This window comes from Chitinophaga sp. (assembly GCF_036569185.1).
Taxonomy (GTDB): domain Bacteria; phylum Bacteroidota; class Bacteroidia; order Chitinophagales; family Chitinophagaceae; genus Chitinophaga.
In genome coordinates, this window is record NZ_DATCRD010000034.1 from 13,462 (window position 1) to 32,804 (window position 19,343).

The 19,343-nt window shown below is 47.4% G+C and carries 18 protein-coding genes; 7 read left to right on the plus strand and 11 right to left on the minus strand.

The window, feature by feature from the left end:
* Positions 1 to 15: 15 nt before the first annotated feature.
* The 3 genes from VIM72_RS02700 to VIM72_RS02710 form a co-directional block, all read right to left on the minus strand.
* Positions 16 to 1,581, minus strand: a complete 1,566-nt coding sequence (locus VIM72_RS02700; RefSeq protein ID WP_332001330.1) for a RagB/SusD family nutrient uptake outer membrane protein — start codon at positions 1,579 to 1,581, stop codon at positions 16 to 18.
* Positions 1,582 to 1,596: 15 nt separating this feature from the next.
* On the minus strand, positions 1,597 to 5,004 hold the full coding sequence (locus tag VIM72_RS02705) for a TonB-dependent receptor (RefSeq protein WP_332001331.1): 3,408 nt from the start codon (positions 5,002 to 5,004) through the stop codon (positions 1,597 to 1,599).
* A gap of 123 nt (positions 5,005 to 5,127) precedes the next feature.
* Positions 5,128 to 6,102: a FecR family protein gene (locus VIM72_RS02710; RefSeq protein WP_332001332.1), complete on the minus strand. Its 975-nt coding sequence runs from the start codon at positions 6,100 to 6,102 to the stop codon at positions 5,128 to 5,130.
* A gap of 109 nt (positions 6,103 to 6,211) precedes the next feature.
* Here VIM72_RS02710 and VIM72_RS02715 point away from each other — a divergent pair, with 109 nt between their 5' ends.
* Entirely contained in the window at positions 6,212 to 6,730 is a 519-nt protein-coding gene (locus VIM72_RS02715; RefSeq protein WP_332001333.1) for an RNA polymerase sigma factor, read from the plus strand.
* A gap of 84 nt (positions 6,731 to 6,814) precedes the next feature.
* Positions 6,815 to 8,611, plus strand: a complete 1,797-nt coding sequence (locus VIM72_RS02720; protein WP_332001334.1) for a long-chain fatty acid--CoA ligase — start codon at positions 6,815 to 6,817, stop codon at positions 8,609 to 8,611.
* Here VIM72_RS02720 and VIM72_RS02725 read toward each other — a convergent pair.
* Positions 8,608 to 9,204, minus strand: a complete 597-nt coding sequence (locus VIM72_RS02725) for a VTT domain-containing protein (RefSeq protein ID WP_332001335.1) — start codon at positions 9,202 to 9,204, stop codon at positions 8,608 to 8,610. The two genes, VIM72_RS02720 and VIM72_RS02725, sit on opposite strands and share 4 nt — an antisense overlap.
* A gap of 249 nt (positions 9,205 to 9,453) precedes the next feature.
* Here VIM72_RS02725 and VIM72_RS02730 point away from each other — a divergent pair, with 249 nt between their 5' ends.
* The gene (locus VIM72_RS02730) at positions 9,454 to 10,809 is read left to right on the plus strand and encodes a vanadium-dependent haloperoxidase (RefSeq protein WP_332001336.1); all 1,356 of its coding nucleotides are present in this window, start codon (positions 9,454 to 9,456) and stop codon (positions 10,807 to 10,809) included.
* A 117-nt stretch (positions 10,810 to 10,926) separates the two neighbouring features.
* On the opposite strand, the gene VIM72_RS02735 is transcribed toward VIM72_RS02730, so the two are convergent.
* From VIM72_RS02735 to VIM72_RS02765, 7 genes are read right to left on the minus strand one after another with little or no spacing between them, the layout of a single operon-like run.
* The gene (locus VIM72_RS02735; RefSeq protein WP_332001337.1) at positions 10,927 to 11,496 is read right to left on the minus strand and encodes a DUF6620 family protein; all 570 of its coding nucleotides are present in this window, start codon (positions 11,494 to 11,496) and stop codon (positions 10,927 to 10,929) included.
* A gap of 11 nt (positions 11,497 to 11,507) precedes the next feature.
* On the minus strand, positions 11,508 to 12,335 hold the full coding sequence (locus VIM72_RS02740) for a hypothetical protein (protein ID WP_332001338.1): 828 nt from the start codon (positions 12,333 to 12,335) through the stop codon (positions 11,508 to 11,510).
* 3 nt (positions 12,336 to 12,338) lie between these two features.
* Entirely contained in the window at positions 12,339 to 12,584 is a 246-nt protein-coding gene (locus VIM72_RS02745) for a hypothetical protein (RefSeq protein WP_332001339.1), read from the minus strand.
* A gap of 19 nt (positions 12,585 to 12,603) precedes the next feature.
* A complete protein-coding gene (locus VIM72_RS02750; protein ID WP_332001340.1) occupies positions 12,604 to 13,566 on the minus strand; it encodes an SPFH domain-containing protein in 963 nt (320 codons plus the stop codon).
* 10 nt (positions 13,567 to 13,576) lie between these two features.
* Positions 13,577 to 14,077, minus strand: a complete 501-nt coding sequence (locus VIM72_RS02755) for a hypothetical protein (RefSeq protein ID WP_332001341.1) — start codon at positions 14,075 to 14,077, stop codon at positions 13,577 to 13,579.
* Between the two features lie 10 nt (positions 14,078 to 14,087).
* Positions 14,088 to 14,561, minus strand: coding sequence for a hypothetical protein (locus VIM72_RS02760; protein ID WP_332001342.1), 474 nt, complete (start codon positions 14,559 to 14,561; stop codon positions 14,088 to 14,090).
* 48 nt (positions 14,562 to 14,609) lie between these two features.
* Positions 14,610 to 14,933, minus strand: a complete 324-nt coding sequence (locus tag VIM72_RS02765) for a DUF4870 domain-containing protein (RefSeq protein ID WP_332001343.1) — start codon at positions 14,931 to 14,933, stop codon at positions 14,610 to 14,612.
* Between the two features lie 275 nt (positions 14,934 to 15,208).
* Between VIM72_RS02765 and VIM72_RS02770 the strand changes: the two genes are divergently transcribed.
* The 4 genes from VIM72_RS02770 to VIM72_RS02785 all read left to right on the plus strand — a co-directional run bounded on the left by VIM72_RS02770 (position 15,209) and on the right by VIM72_RS02785 (position 19,325).
* Positions 15,209 to 17,029 carry a hypothetical protein gene (locus tag VIM72_RS02770; RefSeq protein WP_332001344.1) on the plus strand — a complete coding sequence of 607 codons (1,821 nt, stop codon included), beginning with the start codon at positions 15,209 to 15,211 and terminating at the stop codon, positions 17,027 to 17,029.
* Positions 17,030 to 17,122: 93 nt separating this feature from the next.
* Positions 17,123 to 17,917, plus strand: a complete 795-nt coding sequence (locus tag VIM72_RS02775) for an SDR family oxidoreductase (protein WP_332001345.1) — start codon at positions 17,123 to 17,125, stop codon at positions 17,915 to 17,917.
* Between the two features lie 17 nt (positions 17,918 to 17,934).
* Positions 17,935 to 18,849: a helix-turn-helix transcriptional regulator gene (locus VIM72_RS02780; RefSeq protein WP_332001346.1), complete on the plus strand. Its 915-nt coding sequence runs from the start codon at positions 17,935 to 17,937 to the stop codon at positions 18,847 to 18,849.
* Between the two features lie 71 nt (positions 18,850 to 18,920).
* Positions 18,921 to 19,325 carry a hypothetical protein gene (locus tag VIM72_RS02785; RefSeq protein ID WP_332001347.1) on the plus strand — a complete coding sequence of 135 codons (405 nt, stop codon included), beginning with the start codon at positions 18,921 to 18,923 and terminating at the stop codon, positions 19,323 to 19,325.
* Positions 19,326 to 19,343: the final 18 nt, after the last annotated feature.

Consider the following 19,343-nt stretch of genomic DNA (forward strand, 5'->3'; position numbering starts at 1 on the left):
AATTATTTTTATTGGTTACCAGCCGGGATTTTGTACCATGGCTTTATTCAGGGTCATTTCATTGGATGGGACCGGGTACAGTAAATGTCTTTCTGCCACACGTTCCGCTGCAACAGCGGCATACTGGTAAGTGGCAGTAGCATAAGTTTTAATTTCTATAGCCTGATCCCTCATCGCCGTGAGATACAATCCCCAGCGGATCAGGTCCTGTTTGCGCAGCCCTTCAAAACAAAGCTCACGCGCCCTTTCATCCTGTACTGCCTGGAGAAAAGCGTTTTTATCCAGCCCGGAAAGATCGGTAACAGGATCCGGTGTATTAGCGGGTTTACCATATCCCCTTCTTCTTACCATATTAATATACTGGTAAGCATTGGCAGGACCGTTCACGGCATTTTCCGCCTCCGCCAGCATCAGCAATACATCTGCATAGCGCAGGATAGGAAAATTGGTAGGCGTGTAATTTTTATTCAGCGGGCGTAACAGTTCATACTCCCTGCGCCATTTGGCGCAATTTCTTGCGTAAATATTGGTGGCGGCAATAGCTGACTTAACGCCGCTGGCATTGAGGGTATAGGTAGAAATGGCCCAATCACGGCGCTGGTCGCCGGTTTCATAAAGATGATACAACTTATAGGTAGTGCTGTTAAAACCATATGCATAACCAATTTCCTGGTCGTTGGAGGAAGAACATTTCACCCCGTTTTCATTCCCGATACGGCCACCAATCCTGTTGGCATCGCTGTTATTGCCCCAGTTGCCGGTTTCCCAGATGCATTCTTTCCAGTCGTCTATATCCTGGCACTCGTTAATATATATCTGTTTGAAATCAGGGTTCAACGTATGTACGCCGGATTCCACCACTTTCAGCGCCCACTTGCGCGCGTCTGCATATTTGGATTCCTGTTTCAGCGGCTGTCCGGCCCATTGCAGGTATACCCTCGCCAGGATGCCCTGCACGGTTGATTTGGAGATACGTTCCGTGTTGTTGATATCAGTTACCGCTTTCACCAATCCCTCCGCTGCTATCATCTCTTCTTCAATAAAAGCATATACATCTTTCGCGGGCGTACGGGCAAGGTCTACATTATTCACAGAGGCGGAAGGCGCTGTTTTCAAAGGCACATCGCCCCAGTATTGTACCAGTGTAAAGTAGTAGAACGCACGGAGAAAACGGGCCTCTCCTTTTATCACGGATCGTTTGGTATCATCCATCGCCGCTTTATCGATATTGGCCAGTAACATGTTGGCTCTTTCAATGCCGGTGTACAGATAAGTCCACATTTCAGTGACCACCGGGTCGGATGCATCGTAGTTAAACCACCATACACCTACAGGCTGATTGGTAACGGAATAGAAAGACTCATCTGTACTGGCATTATGGCGGATAGGGATTCTTCCGCCCCACATAAACTCCATAGCGACAGGGCTATAAACACCGGCCAAAGCAGCATTCACTTCTGCTTCATTGTTATAATAGTTGGAAGGAGATACCGTTGAAATGGGTTGCTTATCTAAAAACTTACTGCACCCGGATGCTATGATCATTAACAGGAAACAGGAAAAGAAAAGTATCTTTTTCATACACAAGCATTAATATTATAAAGTAAGATTAAGACCAAAAGTGAGGGTGCGCGCTCTCGGGTAAGAGGAATAATCGAACCCTGGTGTGAGCGCGCTGTAGCCAATCGCCACTTCCGGATCAGACCCGGTGTACTTGGTCCACGTGTAAAGATTCTGCGCAGCTGCATACAGGCGCAGGCTTTTGATCTTTACCCTTTTCAGCCATTCAGAAGGTAAGGTATAGCCCAGCGAAACTGTTTTTAAGCGCAGGAAAGAACCATCTTCCAGTGTGCGGGTGGAATACACATAGCCAAACTGGCCACCGGCGCGGGGAATATCGGAGTTTTGGTTATCCGGCGTCCACCTGTTCTCAAAGGTTTTGAACTGGTTGAGATAACTTTTATTCCCTGTTTCAAAATTGATCCGGTTGCCATTCATTACCTGGTTGCCGTACGACCATTGAAAGAACACGCTCAGATCCAGGTTGCGGTATTTAAAGTTATTGGTGAAGCCGCCTATGTGCACTGGCAGCCCCCGGCCGATAATGGTACGGTCGTCTGCATTCACTACGCCATCGCCGTTAAGATCTTTGTATTTGATATCCCCCGGCTTAATAGCCGCGCGGGTATTGCCATTGGTGGGCCTGTCGTCTTTCAGCAAATAGTTGCCGTTGGGAAGTGCATTGAAATCATCGTACTGGTATACGCCGTCCCAGATGTAACCGTAAAACTGGCCTACCGGTTGCCCTATCTTCGCCAGGTACAACGGTACGGAGCTATACCAGGAATCCCAGCTCATAGTGGAAGCAAGCGACTCCTGGTTCTGTGTAAGCGCCAGTACTTTGCTCCTGTTAAAGGAGATGTTAAAGCTGCTGCTCCAGTTGAACCCGTTCTTACTTTTTATGTTCACGGTGTTCAGCGCTATTTCCAGTCCTTCGTTACTTGTTTTACCTACGTTCTTGAAAGCGCTGCCATAGCCGGTGGTAGGCGGCAGCTTTGCATTCAGGAGCAGATCGGAAGTGGTTTTCTTGTAGTAGTCGACCGACAAAGAAATGCGCGACTGAAAGAAATCCACATCCAGTCCCAGATCTGTTTGCGCGGTGTTTTCCCATTTCAGGTCTTCACTGGCCAGTGAAGTAGGCACGGCGCTTTGCTGCAGTTCATTGTTAAAAGAATAGTAAGCATTACGTACCGCGAAATCCAGCAACGCATAGGTAGCATACTCGCCTACCCGGTTATTTCCTGTAATACCCCAGCTGCCGCGCAGTTTGGCATCAGCAATAAAGCGGATATCCTTCATAAAGTTTTCGTTCTTGATACGCCAGGCCACCGCTCCTGATGGAAAATAACTCCATTGGTTGCCGGCCCTGAACTTGGAAGAACCGTCGGAGCGGAAGGAAGCGGTGAACAGGTAACGGTCTTTATACGTATAGTTCAGTCGTGCCAGCATAGAAGCCATAGACCATTCGCTGGCGCGGGAAGTAATAGGCTGTGGTACGCCCTGGCTTAATCCGCCGAGACCTAATTTTTCATTGGGCAGCTGGTTGGCCGCCATGCCATATACGCTGCTTTTGTTGCCCTGCGCAGTAAAGCCTGCCACTGCATTGAAGTGATGATCTTTTCCTGTCTGCTTATCGTATACCAGCGTGTTTTCGTTCAGCCAGGTGCTGGATTCATAATACATAATAGAACCATTCACCTTATACACTGTAGAAGGATTACCGCTTCTTGTCTGCGAGTTGTTAAACGCATCATTGCGTTGGGTGTTTTTATTAATACCGCCGGAAATACGGAAAGTAAGATCCTGCAGGATCCTGTATTCTGCAAAGCCATTGGCCACCAGGTTATTCACGTTGCGGAAGCGGTATTCATTTTCTGCGCTCAGGAAGGGATTGATGCGGTAGTCTGTACCCGAGTTCACCATATCATCTGTCAGTTCATCTTCAAAGTCTTCATTGATGGGCTTTGATGAATTAAGCGGTCCCACGGGCCGGTAGCCCCATGCGCTGTACAGGAGGTTATTCATGGAAGACAGGCTGAGAGATGAAGGCGATGTGCCATAGGTACCGGTATTTACATAGTTCATATTGCCACCTACTTTCAGCTTATCATTGATCTGCTGGTCGATGCTCACTTTTCCCTGGTAGCGTTTGAACCCTGAATTGATAATGATGCCCTGCTGATCCAGGATCTGGCCGGATATCGCGTATTTGGTTTTATCCGTTCCGCCGGAAAGGGACAGGGAATGATTCTGCATAGGCGCAGCCCTGTATAATTTATCCTGCCAGTTGATAACAGGTAGGTTCTTATAATCTTCCGGTTTTGTACCGTTGGCGAGATAGGTAAGATCCAGGTCGGGCGCCTTGATTTCCTGCTGCAGTTTTACAAATTCGTATGCATCCATTACCGGGATGGTACGGATATTCTGCATCACGCTGTAGGAGGGGCTGTAGCGGATCACAGGGCCGCCGGTTTTACCTCTTTTCGTGGTAATGATGATCACGCCATTGGCGCCTCTTGCCCCGTAAATAGCAGTGGCGGAAGCATCTTTCAGTACGTCGATGGATTCAATATCATCCGGGTTCAGGATATTATTTTCAGCGTTTTCAATAGGAAAACCGTCTATCACATACAAAGGTGAATTGTCTTGTGTAAGCGAGTTATTTCCGCGGATGATAATGGTAGCAGCCGAACCCGGTTGTCCTTCTGAAGACGACACCTGTACCCCGGCTACGCGGCCTGCCAGCGCTTCATCGAAAGAGGCAACCGGCGCCTTGTTCATATCGTCCATATTAACGCTGCCTATGGAGCCGGTGAGGTCTTTTCTTTTCCGGGAGCCATACCCTATCACAACAGTTTCGTTCAGCTTACTGGCCACGGTTTCCAGCGCCACCTGGACGCGGTTCTGGCCGTGCACCGGTTCCTCGCGACCGGAGTAGCCAATGATGCGGAATACGAGCGTGGCTTTTGGTGGAACATTGCTTAATTCGTATTCGCCGTTTTCATTAGTGGTAGCGCCAAGGCGGGTGCCTTTGGCTGATACGGATACGCCGGGTATGGCTTCACCGGTGCGGCTGTCCACCACTTTACCGCTTACTTTTAACCCCGGCTCCTGCGGTGTTTGCGGCTTTGCTTTTTCGATCAGTACTTTCCCGGCTACCAGCTGGTAATCCAGCTGCAAAGGAGTAAGTATCCGTTTGAGCACCGTTTCCACACTTACATTGGCCGCAGTATAATTCACTGCAGCATTAAAGGCAACATCATTGGAGGTATACGCAAATGCTACCCCGGATTCCCCGGTAATTGTTTTCAACGCCTGCTTCAGCGGCGTGTTCTTAAAGCTGACACTGATCTGTTTGGACAGGTTTGCCTGGCCCCTGCTTTCCAGGGACGCAGCCATGATCATAACAATAACAGGTAAGGCAAGGAATAGTTTCTTCCACATAGTTTTGATTGATTGTAATGTCGGACATGATAGTAATTGCAGGATTGTGCAGGCAATGCGCAACCATTCACATTTTTACCAGGACTCTTTTAGCATAGCAGATTGTTGACAGTTAATAAATAATCATTTACGGTAAAGCGCGCCGTTACTGAAAAGCCGGATAGTATCGCCTTCCCGTTGAACGTTTGTTTTTGTTAAAGTGCTGATGATTTTCAGGATATCATCCAGGGATTCTGTTTCGAATTCGCCGTTGAAACGGTAGTCCGATAATCGTTTATCCATCAGGGTGATATGAACATTGTATTTATTGGAAAGCCTTACTGCTACTTCCGGCAGCAGCGTTTCTTCAAACACTAACCTGCCTTTGCTCCAGGCCATTGCATTTTCAGGCTTATCCGCTGCAGTGGTAAGCAGCGTAGCTGTAGCCGGGTTAAAAGTCGCTTTCTGTTTGGGCAGCAGCGTTACACTTTGTTGCGATAAGGTATCCGTTACTGCCACCTTTCCTGTTAGTACTGTTACCGATAGTTGCGCCAGGTGTTTATACGCCGTAATATTGAAAGAAGTCCCCAGCACCGTAGTGTTCAGCGCACCGGAATGGATAATGAAAGGCTTCAGCGGATCGGGAGCTACATCGAAGAAGGCCTCTCCTTCCAGCGTGATTTCCCTGGTGTTACCGGTAAAGGTTTCCGGATATTTCAGGGTACTGCCTGCGTTGAGCACAATGACCGTGCTATCCGGCAGGATAACTTTTTTCATGGTGCGCAGGGGCGCTTCTATAGCGATATCTGCCACCACCGGGGCTTTACGGCTTTTTACAAAATAGAATGCGCCACCCGTTATGGCCATCATCCCCGCTACCATGGCCGCAATGCGGGCTACCCGCACGATAGAGAACACAGGCCGCACCCGGTTCATCACCTGCCGGATAGCAGCTGATCTTTCCTCCGGTGTAAGTACCGGTGTTGCATCTTCCCAGCCCTTCTCCATAAAGTTTTCCAGCCAGTTCTCCGGCTGATCTTCCAGCCATTGTTCCACCTCGAGGCGTTCCGCTTCCGTTACTTCTCCCTTTAAAAATTTATCCAGTAATACAGGATCCATGGTCGTGTTTCGATTTGCATCCTATACAACACGTTTTTTAAAAAGAATGCCTATACACTCTTTCGTTTCTTAACATTTTATTAACTTGGGAGATGTAGATTTGCCCGAAATGAAACCAATTCGAAACAAAACGCAACATAGGTTTAATTGTATCGTAGAGGAGACTTTCGACCGGTTATATTCGTCACTATATCTCTTGTGCAACGATAAGCAGCGGTGTGAGGACATTATACAGGAAACATATATCCGGTTATGGAAGAACATCGACCAGGTGCAGGACGATGAAACCATTATCCGTTTATTAAAGCTTTATGCAAGAAATATATTCCTGGATGAAGTGAGAAGCGCCGCTCGCCGCAAAGCCTCGCTGGCGCGCCATATCCGGGAAGAGGAAATGGATTCCCCGGCAGCGCATATGGAAGACCGGGAACTGTATACAACCATTCAATCCGCCATTAATAAACTCCCCCCGCAACAGCAGCTCATTTTCCGCCTGCATAAAGAACAGGCATTGAGTTACAAACAGATCTCCGCACGTATGAACATCGGCACCGGCACTATAGAAGCGCATATGAACCGGGCCTTGAAAACTTTAAAGCAATTGCTTTCCCACCTGAAAAGAAAATAATCCTTCTCTTTTATACTTCTTTCGCGAAGCGAAGTTTCATACCGGTTTTTTAGTATATTTAAAGAACATCCTTAATTTTCACGTATGAACAATGTTTCCCGGAGCAGGCTTTTTGATGCAGTTGCATGGCAGTTGGCCAAATTCCCTAAACCTGATATGCTTGCGGCTAAAGTAAACGGAGAATGGAAAACCTATGACACCGCCGCCGTCAGTGAAATTGTAAACCGTTACAGCGCAGGCTTGTTGCAATTGGGTGTGGGCGGCAACGACTTTACCGCCGAAGGCGCTGATAAAATCGCTATTATCAGTAACAACCGCCCGGAATGGATCTTTACTGACCTGGCTGTGCAGCAGACCGGCGCCGTGCTGGTGCCCATCTACCCTACCACCAATCCCGCTGAATTGCAGTTTATCCTGAAAGATGCCGCGGTGAAATATATGTTTGTGAGCAGCAGGGAATTATTGGATAAGGTGAACAGTATCCGGGAAGGGGTTCCATCTTTACAACATATTTATACATTTGATGAAATACCCGGCGCCACGCACTGGTCCGCTATCCCGGCGCAGGCTACCCCCGGGTTGCTGCAACAGGTGGAAAGTATAAAAGCAGGGATTGATCCCGGCCACCTGGCTACCATTATTTATACATCCGGTACTACCGGCACTCCTAAAGGAGTGATGCTTACGCACAATAATATTGTGTCGAATGCTTTTTTATCCAAAGAAAGTTTTCCTTTTGAAGATTCACCGCAACCCTGTAAGGTACTGAGCTTTTTGCCATTGAACCATATTTTCGAAAAGTGCGTGACCTATATCTACCTGTTCAGCGGTATCAGCATTTATTATGCAGAAAGCATGGACACGCTCAGCGCCAACCTGAAGGAGATCGGTCCCGATGGATTTACCACCGTTCCCCGTCTCCTTGAAAAAGTATTTGAAAAAATAATGGCTACCGGCAGCGGGTTAACCGGTATTAAACGTAAACTGTTTTTCTGGGCGGTATCCCTTGCAGGGAAATACGACAACAACATCAGCGGTGGCGCATGGTACAACCTGCAGCTGGCCATTGCCAATAAACTTATATTCAGCAAATGGCGCGAGGCGCTGGGCAATAACATCCGGTTTATTGTAACCGGTGGTGCGGCCTGCCAGGAAAAACTGCTGCGCATTTTTAATGCCGCGCGCATCCCGGTGTATGAAGGTTACGGACCTACAGAAAACAGCCCTGTAATTTGTGTGAATCGCAAAACGCCGGGCGATACAAAGTTTGGCACCGTTGGCCCGCCTATCAACGGCATAGAAGTAAAGCTGGCGGAAGATGGGGAAATATGCGTGAAGGGACCTTCCGTTATGAAAGGCTATTACAAACGTCCTGACCTCACCGCGGAAACCGTGATCGATGGCTGGCTGCATACCGGAGATATAGGATTATGGGTAGATGATAAATTTCTGAAGATCACCGACCGTAAGAAGGAACTGTTTAAAACCAGTGGCGGAAAATACGTGGCTCCGCAGCCGATAGAAAATAAATTCAAGGAAAGCCCCTTTATTGAGCAGATCATGGTAGTGGGCGCCGGGGAAAAGTTTACGGGCGCATTAATTGTTCCCGCTTTTGCTTACCTGAAATACTGGATGAACCAGCAGAACATTCCTTTCAGCACCAATGAAGCTGCAGTGAGCAACCCTAAAGTACTGGAGATGTACCAACAGGTGGTGAACAATTACAACCAGTATTTCAACCACGTAGAACAGATCAAAAAATTTGAACTGCTTACGGAAGAATGGAGTATTGCCGGTGGTGAAATGACGCCCAAGCTCAGTTTGAAAAGGAAAGTGGTAACAGAGAAGTTTAAAGATGTAATCGCAAAAATTTATAGTTAGGAAGATGATTTCCGGAATTCCTTTACGATGCGGATCACTACAGGAACCGTTACCGTAACAATAATTACCGCAATAAAATATTTGAGATAAGGTTTCAGGAACGGCATGCTTCCGATGAGGTAGCCGGCCAGTGTAAAGCTGAAGGTATACGCAATGGAACCAATGGTTACAAATAAAAGGAAGCGGCGGAAATCGAGTTTGATCATTCCCGCAACAATTGGCGCAAATGTACGGATGAGGGGAAGGAAAACGCCTGCGGTTAGCGCGGTGGCGCCATGCTTTTTATAAAAGGTTTCGGCCGATACCAGGTATTGGCGGCGAAAGATCCCCGAGTCCTTTTTGTTTTTCAGCAGGTGGCCGGCGCTGCGTCCGAACCAATACCCGGTAGCATTGCCTGCTACCGCGGCAACAGCGCACAAAGCGCAAATCACCAGCACATTGTTATCAAAACTTCCTGATGCCGCCAGCACGCCGGCGGTAAACATAAATCCCCCGCTTGGAAGGAAGAAGCAGAAGAACAATCCTGTTTGTCCGAATACAGAAAGGCATACAATCAGCAGCCCTCCGTAGCTGATCCACGATTCAGCGTTCATAGTTTATATTATTTTAAGGCTCGCCGGGCGTATGCAGCACCAATGGGGCGAAGCGAAACAGCTACCGTAAATATAAGGCCATCTTCTTATGATGTGCATACCAGTATTATCGCGGGGTAATTTACAATTAAAACTTTTATACTTTAAAAAAAGCATTCACTACGCGGATTGGCTGCGTAATGAGGCGGTAATTTAGTGGAGTTGTTTGTAACCATATATGTGTTAACCTTAAAAATTAAAAGTAAAAAAATGAAAACCTATTGTTTGTTGGCCCGTACTGTTGCTTTCTTATTTGTAGCTGGTATGATGGCATGTAAAAAAAATGATGCCCTGGTACAAAGTATCCAGGGTACGCCCACCGCATTAGCAGCGGGGACACTGACTCCCGGCGGGGATGTAGCTGTTCCTGTTTCCTGGTACAAACTGGAACTGAAGCTGATAAAAGAAACACCGGGGTTTAGTCCGCCGGTTGCTGCCAGGGCTATTGCCTATACCGGTATCGCACTCCGGGAAGCCGTATTGGGCGGCATGTACGGGGCGCCTTCCCTGGCAGGACAGCTGAATGGCCTCCGTCGTTTGCCCGCACCGGAAAGAGGCAAAAGATATAACTGGGCCATTGCCGGCAACAGCGCTATGGCACAGATCATCAGGAACCTGTTTAGCAATGCAAGCGCTGAAAACCTGAACCTGGTGGCACAACTGGAAAGTGATAACCTGCAGGCGCATAGCGACACTTGTTCACCGGAAGTAGTGAGCCGCTCTATTCTTTACGGCCAGTCGATTGCCAGCGCCATTTACCAGTGGTCGGCTTCAGATGGTGGTAAAGACGGGCAGCTGAACAATTTTCCCACCGATTATGTGCCGCCTGTTGGCCCTGGCTACTGGGTGCCCACACCACCGCTGTTCCAGCGGGCCATGCTACCCTATTGGGGAAAGAACCGCCCTATCGTTAAATTCACTGCGTCGGATTCAGCCAACATTCCGCCACCCGCTTTCTCTACAGATACGGCCAGTGCATTTTACAAAGCAGCCTATTTGGTTTACCGGAAAGGGCAAACACTTACGCCGGAGGAAACCCTCATTGCCCAATACTGGGCAGACGGCGCCGGTACTTTCACTCCTCCCGGGCACCTGATAGCCCTTACCACACAGCTGGTAACGGATCAGCAGCTGAGTCTCGGCCAGGCTGCCAACCTCTTTGCACAGGTGGGAATAGGCCTGAACGACGCGGGGATCCTTTGCTGGAAATACAAATACCAGTACAACCTGGTACGTCCTATTTCGTATATCCGTTCCCGTATAGACAGCAGTTGGGCGCCGCTGATAGGTACTCCTCCTTTCCCGTCCTATACATCAGGGCACGCCTCCTTTACCAGTGCGGCAGGCCATATCCTGGCGGCGCGTTTTGGCAGCAACTTTTCTTTTACAGACAAACAGAAGGTACCGGAAGGCTTTGCGCCACGTTCCTTCAGCAGCTTCTCACAAATGATCGATGAAGCGGCTATTTCCAGGGTATACGGCGGTATTCACTACGAATACGATAGTGAAACCGGTAAACTCACGGCCAAAAGCCTGGCACAGAGAATACTCCTGCTAAACTATTAATCCCTAACGCAGCCTGCATTATTTGTATGCTCCGATCTATGCCAGAATGAGAAAAGGCTGTATCGAATCTTGATACAGCCTCTTCTCTTACTAACCCTGCCCCCTGTGAGGAAGCATTTAAAATTGAATGTCGTCTGCTACGTTTCCACCCTGCTTTTCTGCAAACAGTTGCTGGTACTTTGCCTGGTAGGCTGCCTGTTTTGCGTTGTACCCGGCATAATCAGCCTGAATATCCCGGTGGATCTGGTCGTTCCATTTAGAAGCCGCCATCTGGAAATCGCCGAGGGAAATCCCATACTTGTCGGCGATCCACTGCGCACCATCCAGGCCATAATCGTACGCCACCTGCCGGGCTACTTCCAGCTCCTGGTAGAAGTCTTTGTCCGTCTTGATCTTTTCGGTATTGCCCGCGCCTTCTGCAGATGTTCCCGCCTTTAAGCCACTGAACTTCGGATGCTGGTCCGCCTGGCCAAAATACTGGCCAAAGAGCGTTACAATATGAAACGTAGCATCCTGCTTCATACGTTCAGGCCAAAGCAAATTGGCTTCCTGCCATACGGGTAACTCTACCCCCAGGGCTTTTGCTACATCGTCTTCACTAAGACCGCTACCCAGCTTTGCACAGGCAGCGCTGTAATCTTCTAATGTAATACCATGAATTGGTTCTAATAATGGATTGCCGGACATATCGTTATAGTTTAATGATGATTAATAGAGTAATCGCTTAATAATCGTTCGTAAAATTTCTCGTTTTCGCCTGCCATATCGGGTACTATCTTGTTCCATTCATCAAACATCGCCCGCAGGTAATGCCGGTACAGCGCCGGATCTTTTGGCGTGGTTGCCTCGTAGTTCCTGAGTAAATGGGCAGTACGTTGTTCCGCCAGGCTACGCGCCTGGTGCAATACCATCCTCGCCCCGGTTGAAGGGCTGAAGGTATTCTGCGACTGGCAGAACGGACAGGTAATGTAAGTATCAATAAAAAACATCTTTGGAATGGTAATATTGCCGCCGCATTGTTTGCAACTGAACTTATCCCTTATCTTTTCAAAGGCCACCAGTTCTTGCTGGTAAACTCCTTCCAGGTCCTGTTCTCCTGCGGCATTTTGCAGCAGTGTAATCGCCTCATTGATCTTTTCCTCGAAAATAAAATGCCGGTTAAGGCAGGCCATCCTGAAAGTGTGCAACTTCATGTGATACGCATGGCCTGCGGCAGTAGTAATAGACGGAATCATTGATTCCGCCTGGTACACAAACGAAATGATATTATCATCTTTGACATCATTGGCCTTGTTCCTCATCTGGTTAACCTGTCCTATAAGCCCCTGCACCATGTTGTGATGCGCCCGTTTATACGGGTCGGGATCTTCCCGGAAAACCTTTTGCAGTTCAGGTACCGCGGCGGTGGTCATTTCCTGCATACGGGCTTCCAGCTTATCCAGGAAAACAAACCATCTCTCCTGTCTTGTGCCCATCTCTGCAATCAATGCAGGGTTTTCATACTTCTTGCCAAATAATCCGAACATTATTTATGAATTATTTTCCTTTTTGATATGCACCCCATCTGTAAGTGTTGTATCCATAAATACAAAGCCGCAATAGGCACAGGCAGTGAGCCCCTTATGGTAAGCCCGTCCTGCGCCGCATTCAGGGCAATCACGGATATCCATCTTCGCTTCTTCCTTCTTTATTTCACCACCATAATGTTCCTGGGTTTCCACCTTTTGCTTCAGCTGTTCCAGGAAGCTGAGCACCCGTTTTTTTTCTTCCGACATGATGCAAACCGGTTAAAGTTTAAAGTAATTTCAGCAACTCTTCTTTTTTGGCAGCATACTCCTGCTCCGTGATGAGCTGTGCATCAAAAAGCGCTTTCAGCTGCTTAAGCCGTTCTGTAATATCCGCAGCCGGTGAGGGCTGTTGCGGTGGTTGCTGCATGGCCCCGTTGGTGATCATATTGGTGATCATGCCCATGGTGACCGCCTGCCGCGCAGCGTTGCCTATATCCGAGCCCTCTTTATCCATTGCATTCGCAATGCTGTACTGAGAAAATTTATTCATGTCCGTTACCATATTCATGCCGGTAACCTTATCGAATTGTTTTAAGACATCTTCCGGCAGGGTAATACTGGTAATGGTAAAGCGGGTAATCTCCAGGCCAAAATCAGTGAAATAAGGCTGGATCAACGGCTGGATCTTTTCATTGAGCGCGGAAATATTTCCTGCCGCATCTACCACGGAGATACCCGCCAGCGCCAGCACTTCTGCAAATTTTGGCGCAATAAAATCGCGCAGCTGCAGTTCCAGCTCTATGATATCCAGGCGGGGAAAGGTGCCGGCATATTCCTTAAAGAACCGCGACACATCTGCGATGCGGATATTATAGGTACCAAAGGCCCTTACGCGCACCTGCCCAAAGCCGGGGTCTTTCATTAACACCGGGGCCGGGGTGCCCCATTTGAGGTTAACAAACTGATGGGTGTTAAAAAAATAAATATCCGCTTTAATGGGACTTTCAAAACCGTATTTCCAGCCCCTAAGCCTGGTAAGTATAGGGATATTTTCGGTACTCAGTGTGTGCTTCCCGGCCGGGAACACATCGGCCAGTTGCCCTTCATTGAGGAAAAGCGCATGCTGGCTTTCCCTTACGGTTAGCACTGCTCCATTCTTAATTTCTTTATCTGCGTCTGCAAACTTCCACATCAGGGCATTGGGATCTGGCGTTACAGACTCAATGATCTCTATAAAAGGTAATCCCATATTGCAAGATTTAAACATCAGGCACTTTTGCCTTAACTATCATGTCTTCTAAAACTTCCAGTATCTCTGCTTCAAACTCCTCCTGCCGTTTCCGTCCTTTTTTTGTATCGGGGAAATAATCGCTGATGATATAGTTTTTGCCAAACCTGTTTTTCTTATTGGAGATAACATAACAGAGGTCTCCATTGGTGGTTTCCTGCAGAAAATAAACCTCTTCAAACGACATGAGTTTCCTTGAATACAAACCGGGTACCTGCTGGTACACTTCCCGGGTTAACTGGTCAAAAACAAATGTAAGGTTCAATTTAAACAAAAAGTCGTACACCGCGTAAAAAGCACAGATGCCTCCTATGCACATCACCAGCCTTGACACCTCGTATGGCAGCTTCCATAGCGATGGCACTACAAACGCTGCAGCCGCCAGTATTAAACAAATAATAATCCTGGCTTTATAAACTTTGTTGGGCTGGAAGCTCACTTGCCTATCGGTAATTTTCCTGTTGTGTAACATCCCTGTAGTTTTAAGCAACCTGTTCATCTTCTATCCCCATGATGGCAGCCGTTTCCGCTGTTATTTTCTGCAAGGGCTTTGTTAAGAACAGGGTCTGGTGAAGCATCACCGATCTTTCCCTGCCATTTTTATAAATGATCATCGCCACTGTGGCATTCACCGTAACGATGAAGGTCTGTTTTGAAACCAGGAAGTGCTGAAAGTCTTCAAACCGGAATACGGTCACCGGCATAAAGAACGCCGGTTGCACAGAAATGGTGCGGGCATCCGCATCTATCTTGAGCCTGGCGGTAGCCCTCAGTAAGATAACGATACCCAGCACCCCTATGAATAAACTACCCACCTTTGCGCCACGGGCAGGGTTATTATATAACATAAATATCACCAGGCCGGCTAAAAGAAGGGCTAACAAACAAAAGAAGGCCGTCTGATTTTTCTTTGTATATACATTCCCTTCCCGGGTAAAATACTGGAGCGACTGCATGTGGTAATTCTAATATGGTTATATAAAAGGAAGGTGGCTCACTTTCCGTTAATTGATAAAGTCAAATTTATCTTCGAATACTTTCCCTATTACCGGTACTGGTTTTTCTGCCTGGTTAGCGGCATTGATGATACCCAATACCCAGAAAATGAGGATAACATATCCTACCAGGCCCAGGAAAGAGAGTGCCGGTACCAGGTGCGCTATAACGCTCAAAGCAATATTGAGCACAATGCTTACAATGGCAAGGCCAAGTGATTGTTTCAGGTGATACCTGAGCAGGCTGTCTGATTTCTCTTTTCCGGAGAAGTAAGCGATCAACCATCCGATAAGGGTTACATACGACAAAATAGATAGCGTTTTGCTGTTCATGGATTCAAGGTTTTTCGTTTGGCGTTATTGCCTCAGCAAATTTGGGAGGAACAATTGTGAATCCGGCATCCGTCTATGCTACAAAACGACTACCCCGACTACATATAGCGTCTACAATATGACTACAACATTTTCAATCATCTCATTATTAATATTTTATAAATACCAACAATTACATCTTCAACAACTTTTACCAGTTTACTTTTAGCGATTTGTAGTAATTTGCCCGCATGAAATCAATACCATATCTGCCATTTGTTTGTATACTTCTTTGTATGTGCGGCTGGTTTTCGAAGGCATCTGCACAAATTCCGCTGGCCGACAGCCTGCAATCCGTAATAGCCGATCCGGCAGTTAATGAGCAGGAGAAACCGGCCCTCCTTAACCAGCTGGCGGAAATATACCGGGCGGGTAAAAATTATACCCTGGCGGCGGCTGCGGCCAGGCAAAGTGTTACAATATCCCTGAAGCACCGGGATTACCGGGAAGCGACCAGGGCTTATGCCATGCTGGCAAATATCAAATTCAACCTGCAACAATATGCCGACCTGAAAAAAGCAGTGGATTCCGTATTTACCATTGCGCAAACGGTTCCCGACCCCATCGCCATGGCATATGCCTGTTACGCTAAGGTGTTATTGTACAAAACCCTGGATAATTCAGACGATATGGTGAAATACTGCCAGCTGGGGCTCAGGCAACTGGACAAGGAGCCGGATCCCTACATTGCCGCTAAGATATTATACCAGCTGTACGTGGTGTATTCAGGCTGGAATAATGAAGAAAAGGTGGACTATTATGCCAGGGCTGCTACAGAAAACGCCCTTAAGACGCGTGACTACAACCTCCTGAGCAATTGCTATACGGCCTTGTCGGTAGCCCATGAGTATAAATACAATGCCACCAAAAACAAGCTGGAACTGGACAGCATAATGCTTTACCTGAACAAACCGGTAGCACTGTACCAGCAATTTCCGGGCAGGGTGGCCAATAACACCTATGCTATTGCCTGTATAAACATTGCCAACACCTACCTGAAATATTTCCCGTCCGATGATCCGGGGGCAAAGGCCCAGGCCATCCACTATGCCGGTGCAGCGAGGGCCGTATTAAAAAATGCCGGCAACAGCGAAGACGTATTTGCCAGCAGCCTGGGTATACTAAGCGAATTTGCCAAACGGGAAGGCAATACAGCGCAGGCGGAAAGCTACCTGCTGGAGGCATATGAAGTAATAAAAGCCGCCAATCCCCCTTACTATTATACGATGATCAACGTGGTGCAGTCGCTCTCCGGCTTCTACGAGCAAAGCGGCAACTACCAGAAAGCGCTGGAATACCAGAAAGAAGCCACCCTTTACAACAACAAGATCTTCAATCAGCAACAGGCGCTCAACACCCAAAAGCTGGAGATACAATACGAAACGGAAAAGAAAAACAATGAAATGCAGATCCTGAAGGAAAAGGAAAAAAGTCGCACCATGCAGAATTATCTATACGCCTGCATTGCCGTAGCCTCCTTCCTGGGACTGATATTCATGTTCCGCTCCTACCATTTCAGGTTGCGTCTTTCACTTCAACGGGAGAAACAACTGGAGCTGGAAAAGCACGAGTCGGAAATGCAGGTGAGGCTGGAAAAGGAAGAACATGCAAGGCTCCGGGCAGAGCAACAGCTGCTGGCCACCCAACAGCAGCAGCTGAAAAAAGAAGTAATGGCCAATGTGCTGCAACTGGAGCACAAAAATCAAACCCTGCAAAGCATCCGGAACAAGCTCACAGAAGGCGACGCCGTCAATATGCAAAAGATCCTGAAGGAACAGATGGTGATCGACAACGACTTTGAACATGCCAAGCTGCAAATCCAGCAGGTGCACCCCGATTTTTTTAACCTCATCAATGATAAGGCCCAGAGAAAACTTACCTTACTGGATCTGAAACTCTGCGCCTATCTCTATCTTAAAATGGATACCCGCCAGATCGCCCAGCTGATGAATATTGAAGCAAAAAGTGTGAGAATGAGCCGTTACCGGATCAAACAGAAACTGGGACTGGATAAAGATGATGACCTCAACGGATTTTTACAGGGGCTGGGCAGCTAACACCCCATCCGTCATTTTGGCTACAAGCATCTTCAATATGGCAACGTAGCAAAACTCCCCCTGGTCGATTTTTGTGTTATAAAAATGAACAACATGAAAACGATCTTTATTACCGGCGCTTCTACCGGTTTAGGCAAAGCAACCGCTAAATTATTCCAGCAGAAAGGATGGGCAGTGATAGCCACCATGCGCCAGCCGGAAAAGGAAACGGAATTATCAGGGCTGGACAATGTAACCCTTTTGCCACTGGATGTCACCAACCCCGAACAGATAAACAACACCATTCAGAAAGCCATACAATCAGGTGTAGACGTGGTATTCAATAATGCCGGTTATGGCCTGGTAGGCCCTATGGAGGCCTTCAGCGATGAGCAGATCATAAAACAGTTAAATACCAACCTGCTGGGAGTGCTCCGGGTAACCCAGGCGTTCATCCCCTATTTCCGGGAGAAAAAAAGCGGCTTGTTTATTACCACTACCTCTATGGGCGGACTGTTTGCTTTTCCCCTGGGCTCTGTATATCACGCTACCAAGTTTGCCCTGGAAGGCTGGAGCGAAAGCCTCTCCTTTGAATTGGGACTGTTTAATATAGGCGTTAAAACTGTGGCGCCGGGCGGTATTGCTACCGACTTTGCCGGCCGCTCCATCGATGCTCCTACACATCCTGCCTATGACGATGCTACTAAAAAACTCTGGGCGCTTTTTGATGTGGATAATTTTTCAACGGCAGAACAAATAGCCGCCGTTGTATATGAAGCCGCCACAGATGGCAAAAACCAGGTACGCTATGTAGCCGGCCAGGATGCGCAGTCTTTATATGCAAGACGCCTGGAAATCGGCAACGAAGCCTTCAGGATAGAGATGGGCAAAAATGTATTAGGTTTGTAACAGCTTAACTCAGCAACATGAAAAAGCATCCTTCTGTTCCTTTTAAAATTGACTCCATCACCGGGTTGCATCGCATGCTGGGATTGCCCGGTCCGCAGCACCCGCTGATAAGCCTGATCGACAACACAAAAATTGCCGTGGCCATTGATCAGTTACCGGAAACATTCCTGCTCAGCTTTTACAAAATATCATATAAGAAATTACAAAACGGAAGGATCGGGTACGGGCAGGGATATTATGATTATGATGAGGGCGGACTGGTATTCACCGCTCCTCATCAGGTCATTTCCATTATCGGCGACCAGGAATTTTATGGCGCTACATTGCTGATCCACCCGGACTTTATCCGCAATTACCCGTTAGGCAAAACCATAAAAAATTATGGCTTCTTTTCTTACGAAGCCAATGAAGCCCTGCATCTTTCTGAGAAGGAAAGAGTAACCATTATGGAAGTGCTGGACCACATCACCAGGGAGCTGAACAACCCCATAGATGATTTCAGCCAGGATGTAATGATATCTTATATAGAAGTATTACTCAACTTCAGTAACCGGTTCTATAAACGTCAGTTCATCACCCGGAAGGCGGTGAATAATGATCTCCTGTCGAAAATGGAACAGCTGCTGAACGATTACTTTGAAACAGCACATGCCCTGAATAAAGGATTGCCTACCGTTGAATTTCTGGCCTCGCAATTACATCTTTCCCCACGCTACCTGAGCGATATGCTACGTTCACTGACCGGACAGAATGCACAACAACATATCCATGAAAAGCTGATAGAGAAAGCCAAGGAAAAACTGTCGACCACCGGTTTAACAGTCAGTGAAATTGCTTATGAGCTGGGCTTTGAGCATCCCCAGTCTTTCAGTAAATTATTTAAAATAAAAACCCATCAATCTCCCCTGGAATTCCGGCAGTCGTTTAACTGATCATCACTCTCCGGAATTTTAACTATCTTACTTTTACAAACCATGTCATCATCTTGATTTAAATTCCGCAGATGATCCGCATATTATTAATAACAGCAACGGCCTTGCTTCGCTTTACCGGTAGCAACGCCCAGGTAACTACGCACAAAAGCTATTATGACAACGGCCGTCTGAAACAGGTGACCCACCAGGGTAACTATAATGGTTGCGGCGTACCAGTGGGCACAGACAGCCTGTTTGATGCTTCCGGGAAACTGGCGGAAACCATTTCCTATCAGCACAAAGGGAAAAGTAACACCGGCTGCCATGACATCATCACCCGAAAAACAATTACGACCTATTATTCCAATGGCCGCCGCAAAACACTCTCTTTCCAGGAAGAATGCTATGAATGCGAACCAAAGTCTTATGGTGTGTGGAAATGGTATGACAGGAACGGGAAACTGATTAAAAGTGAGAAAAAAGATCTGCCATAAAATTAACGGCAGGTGTTT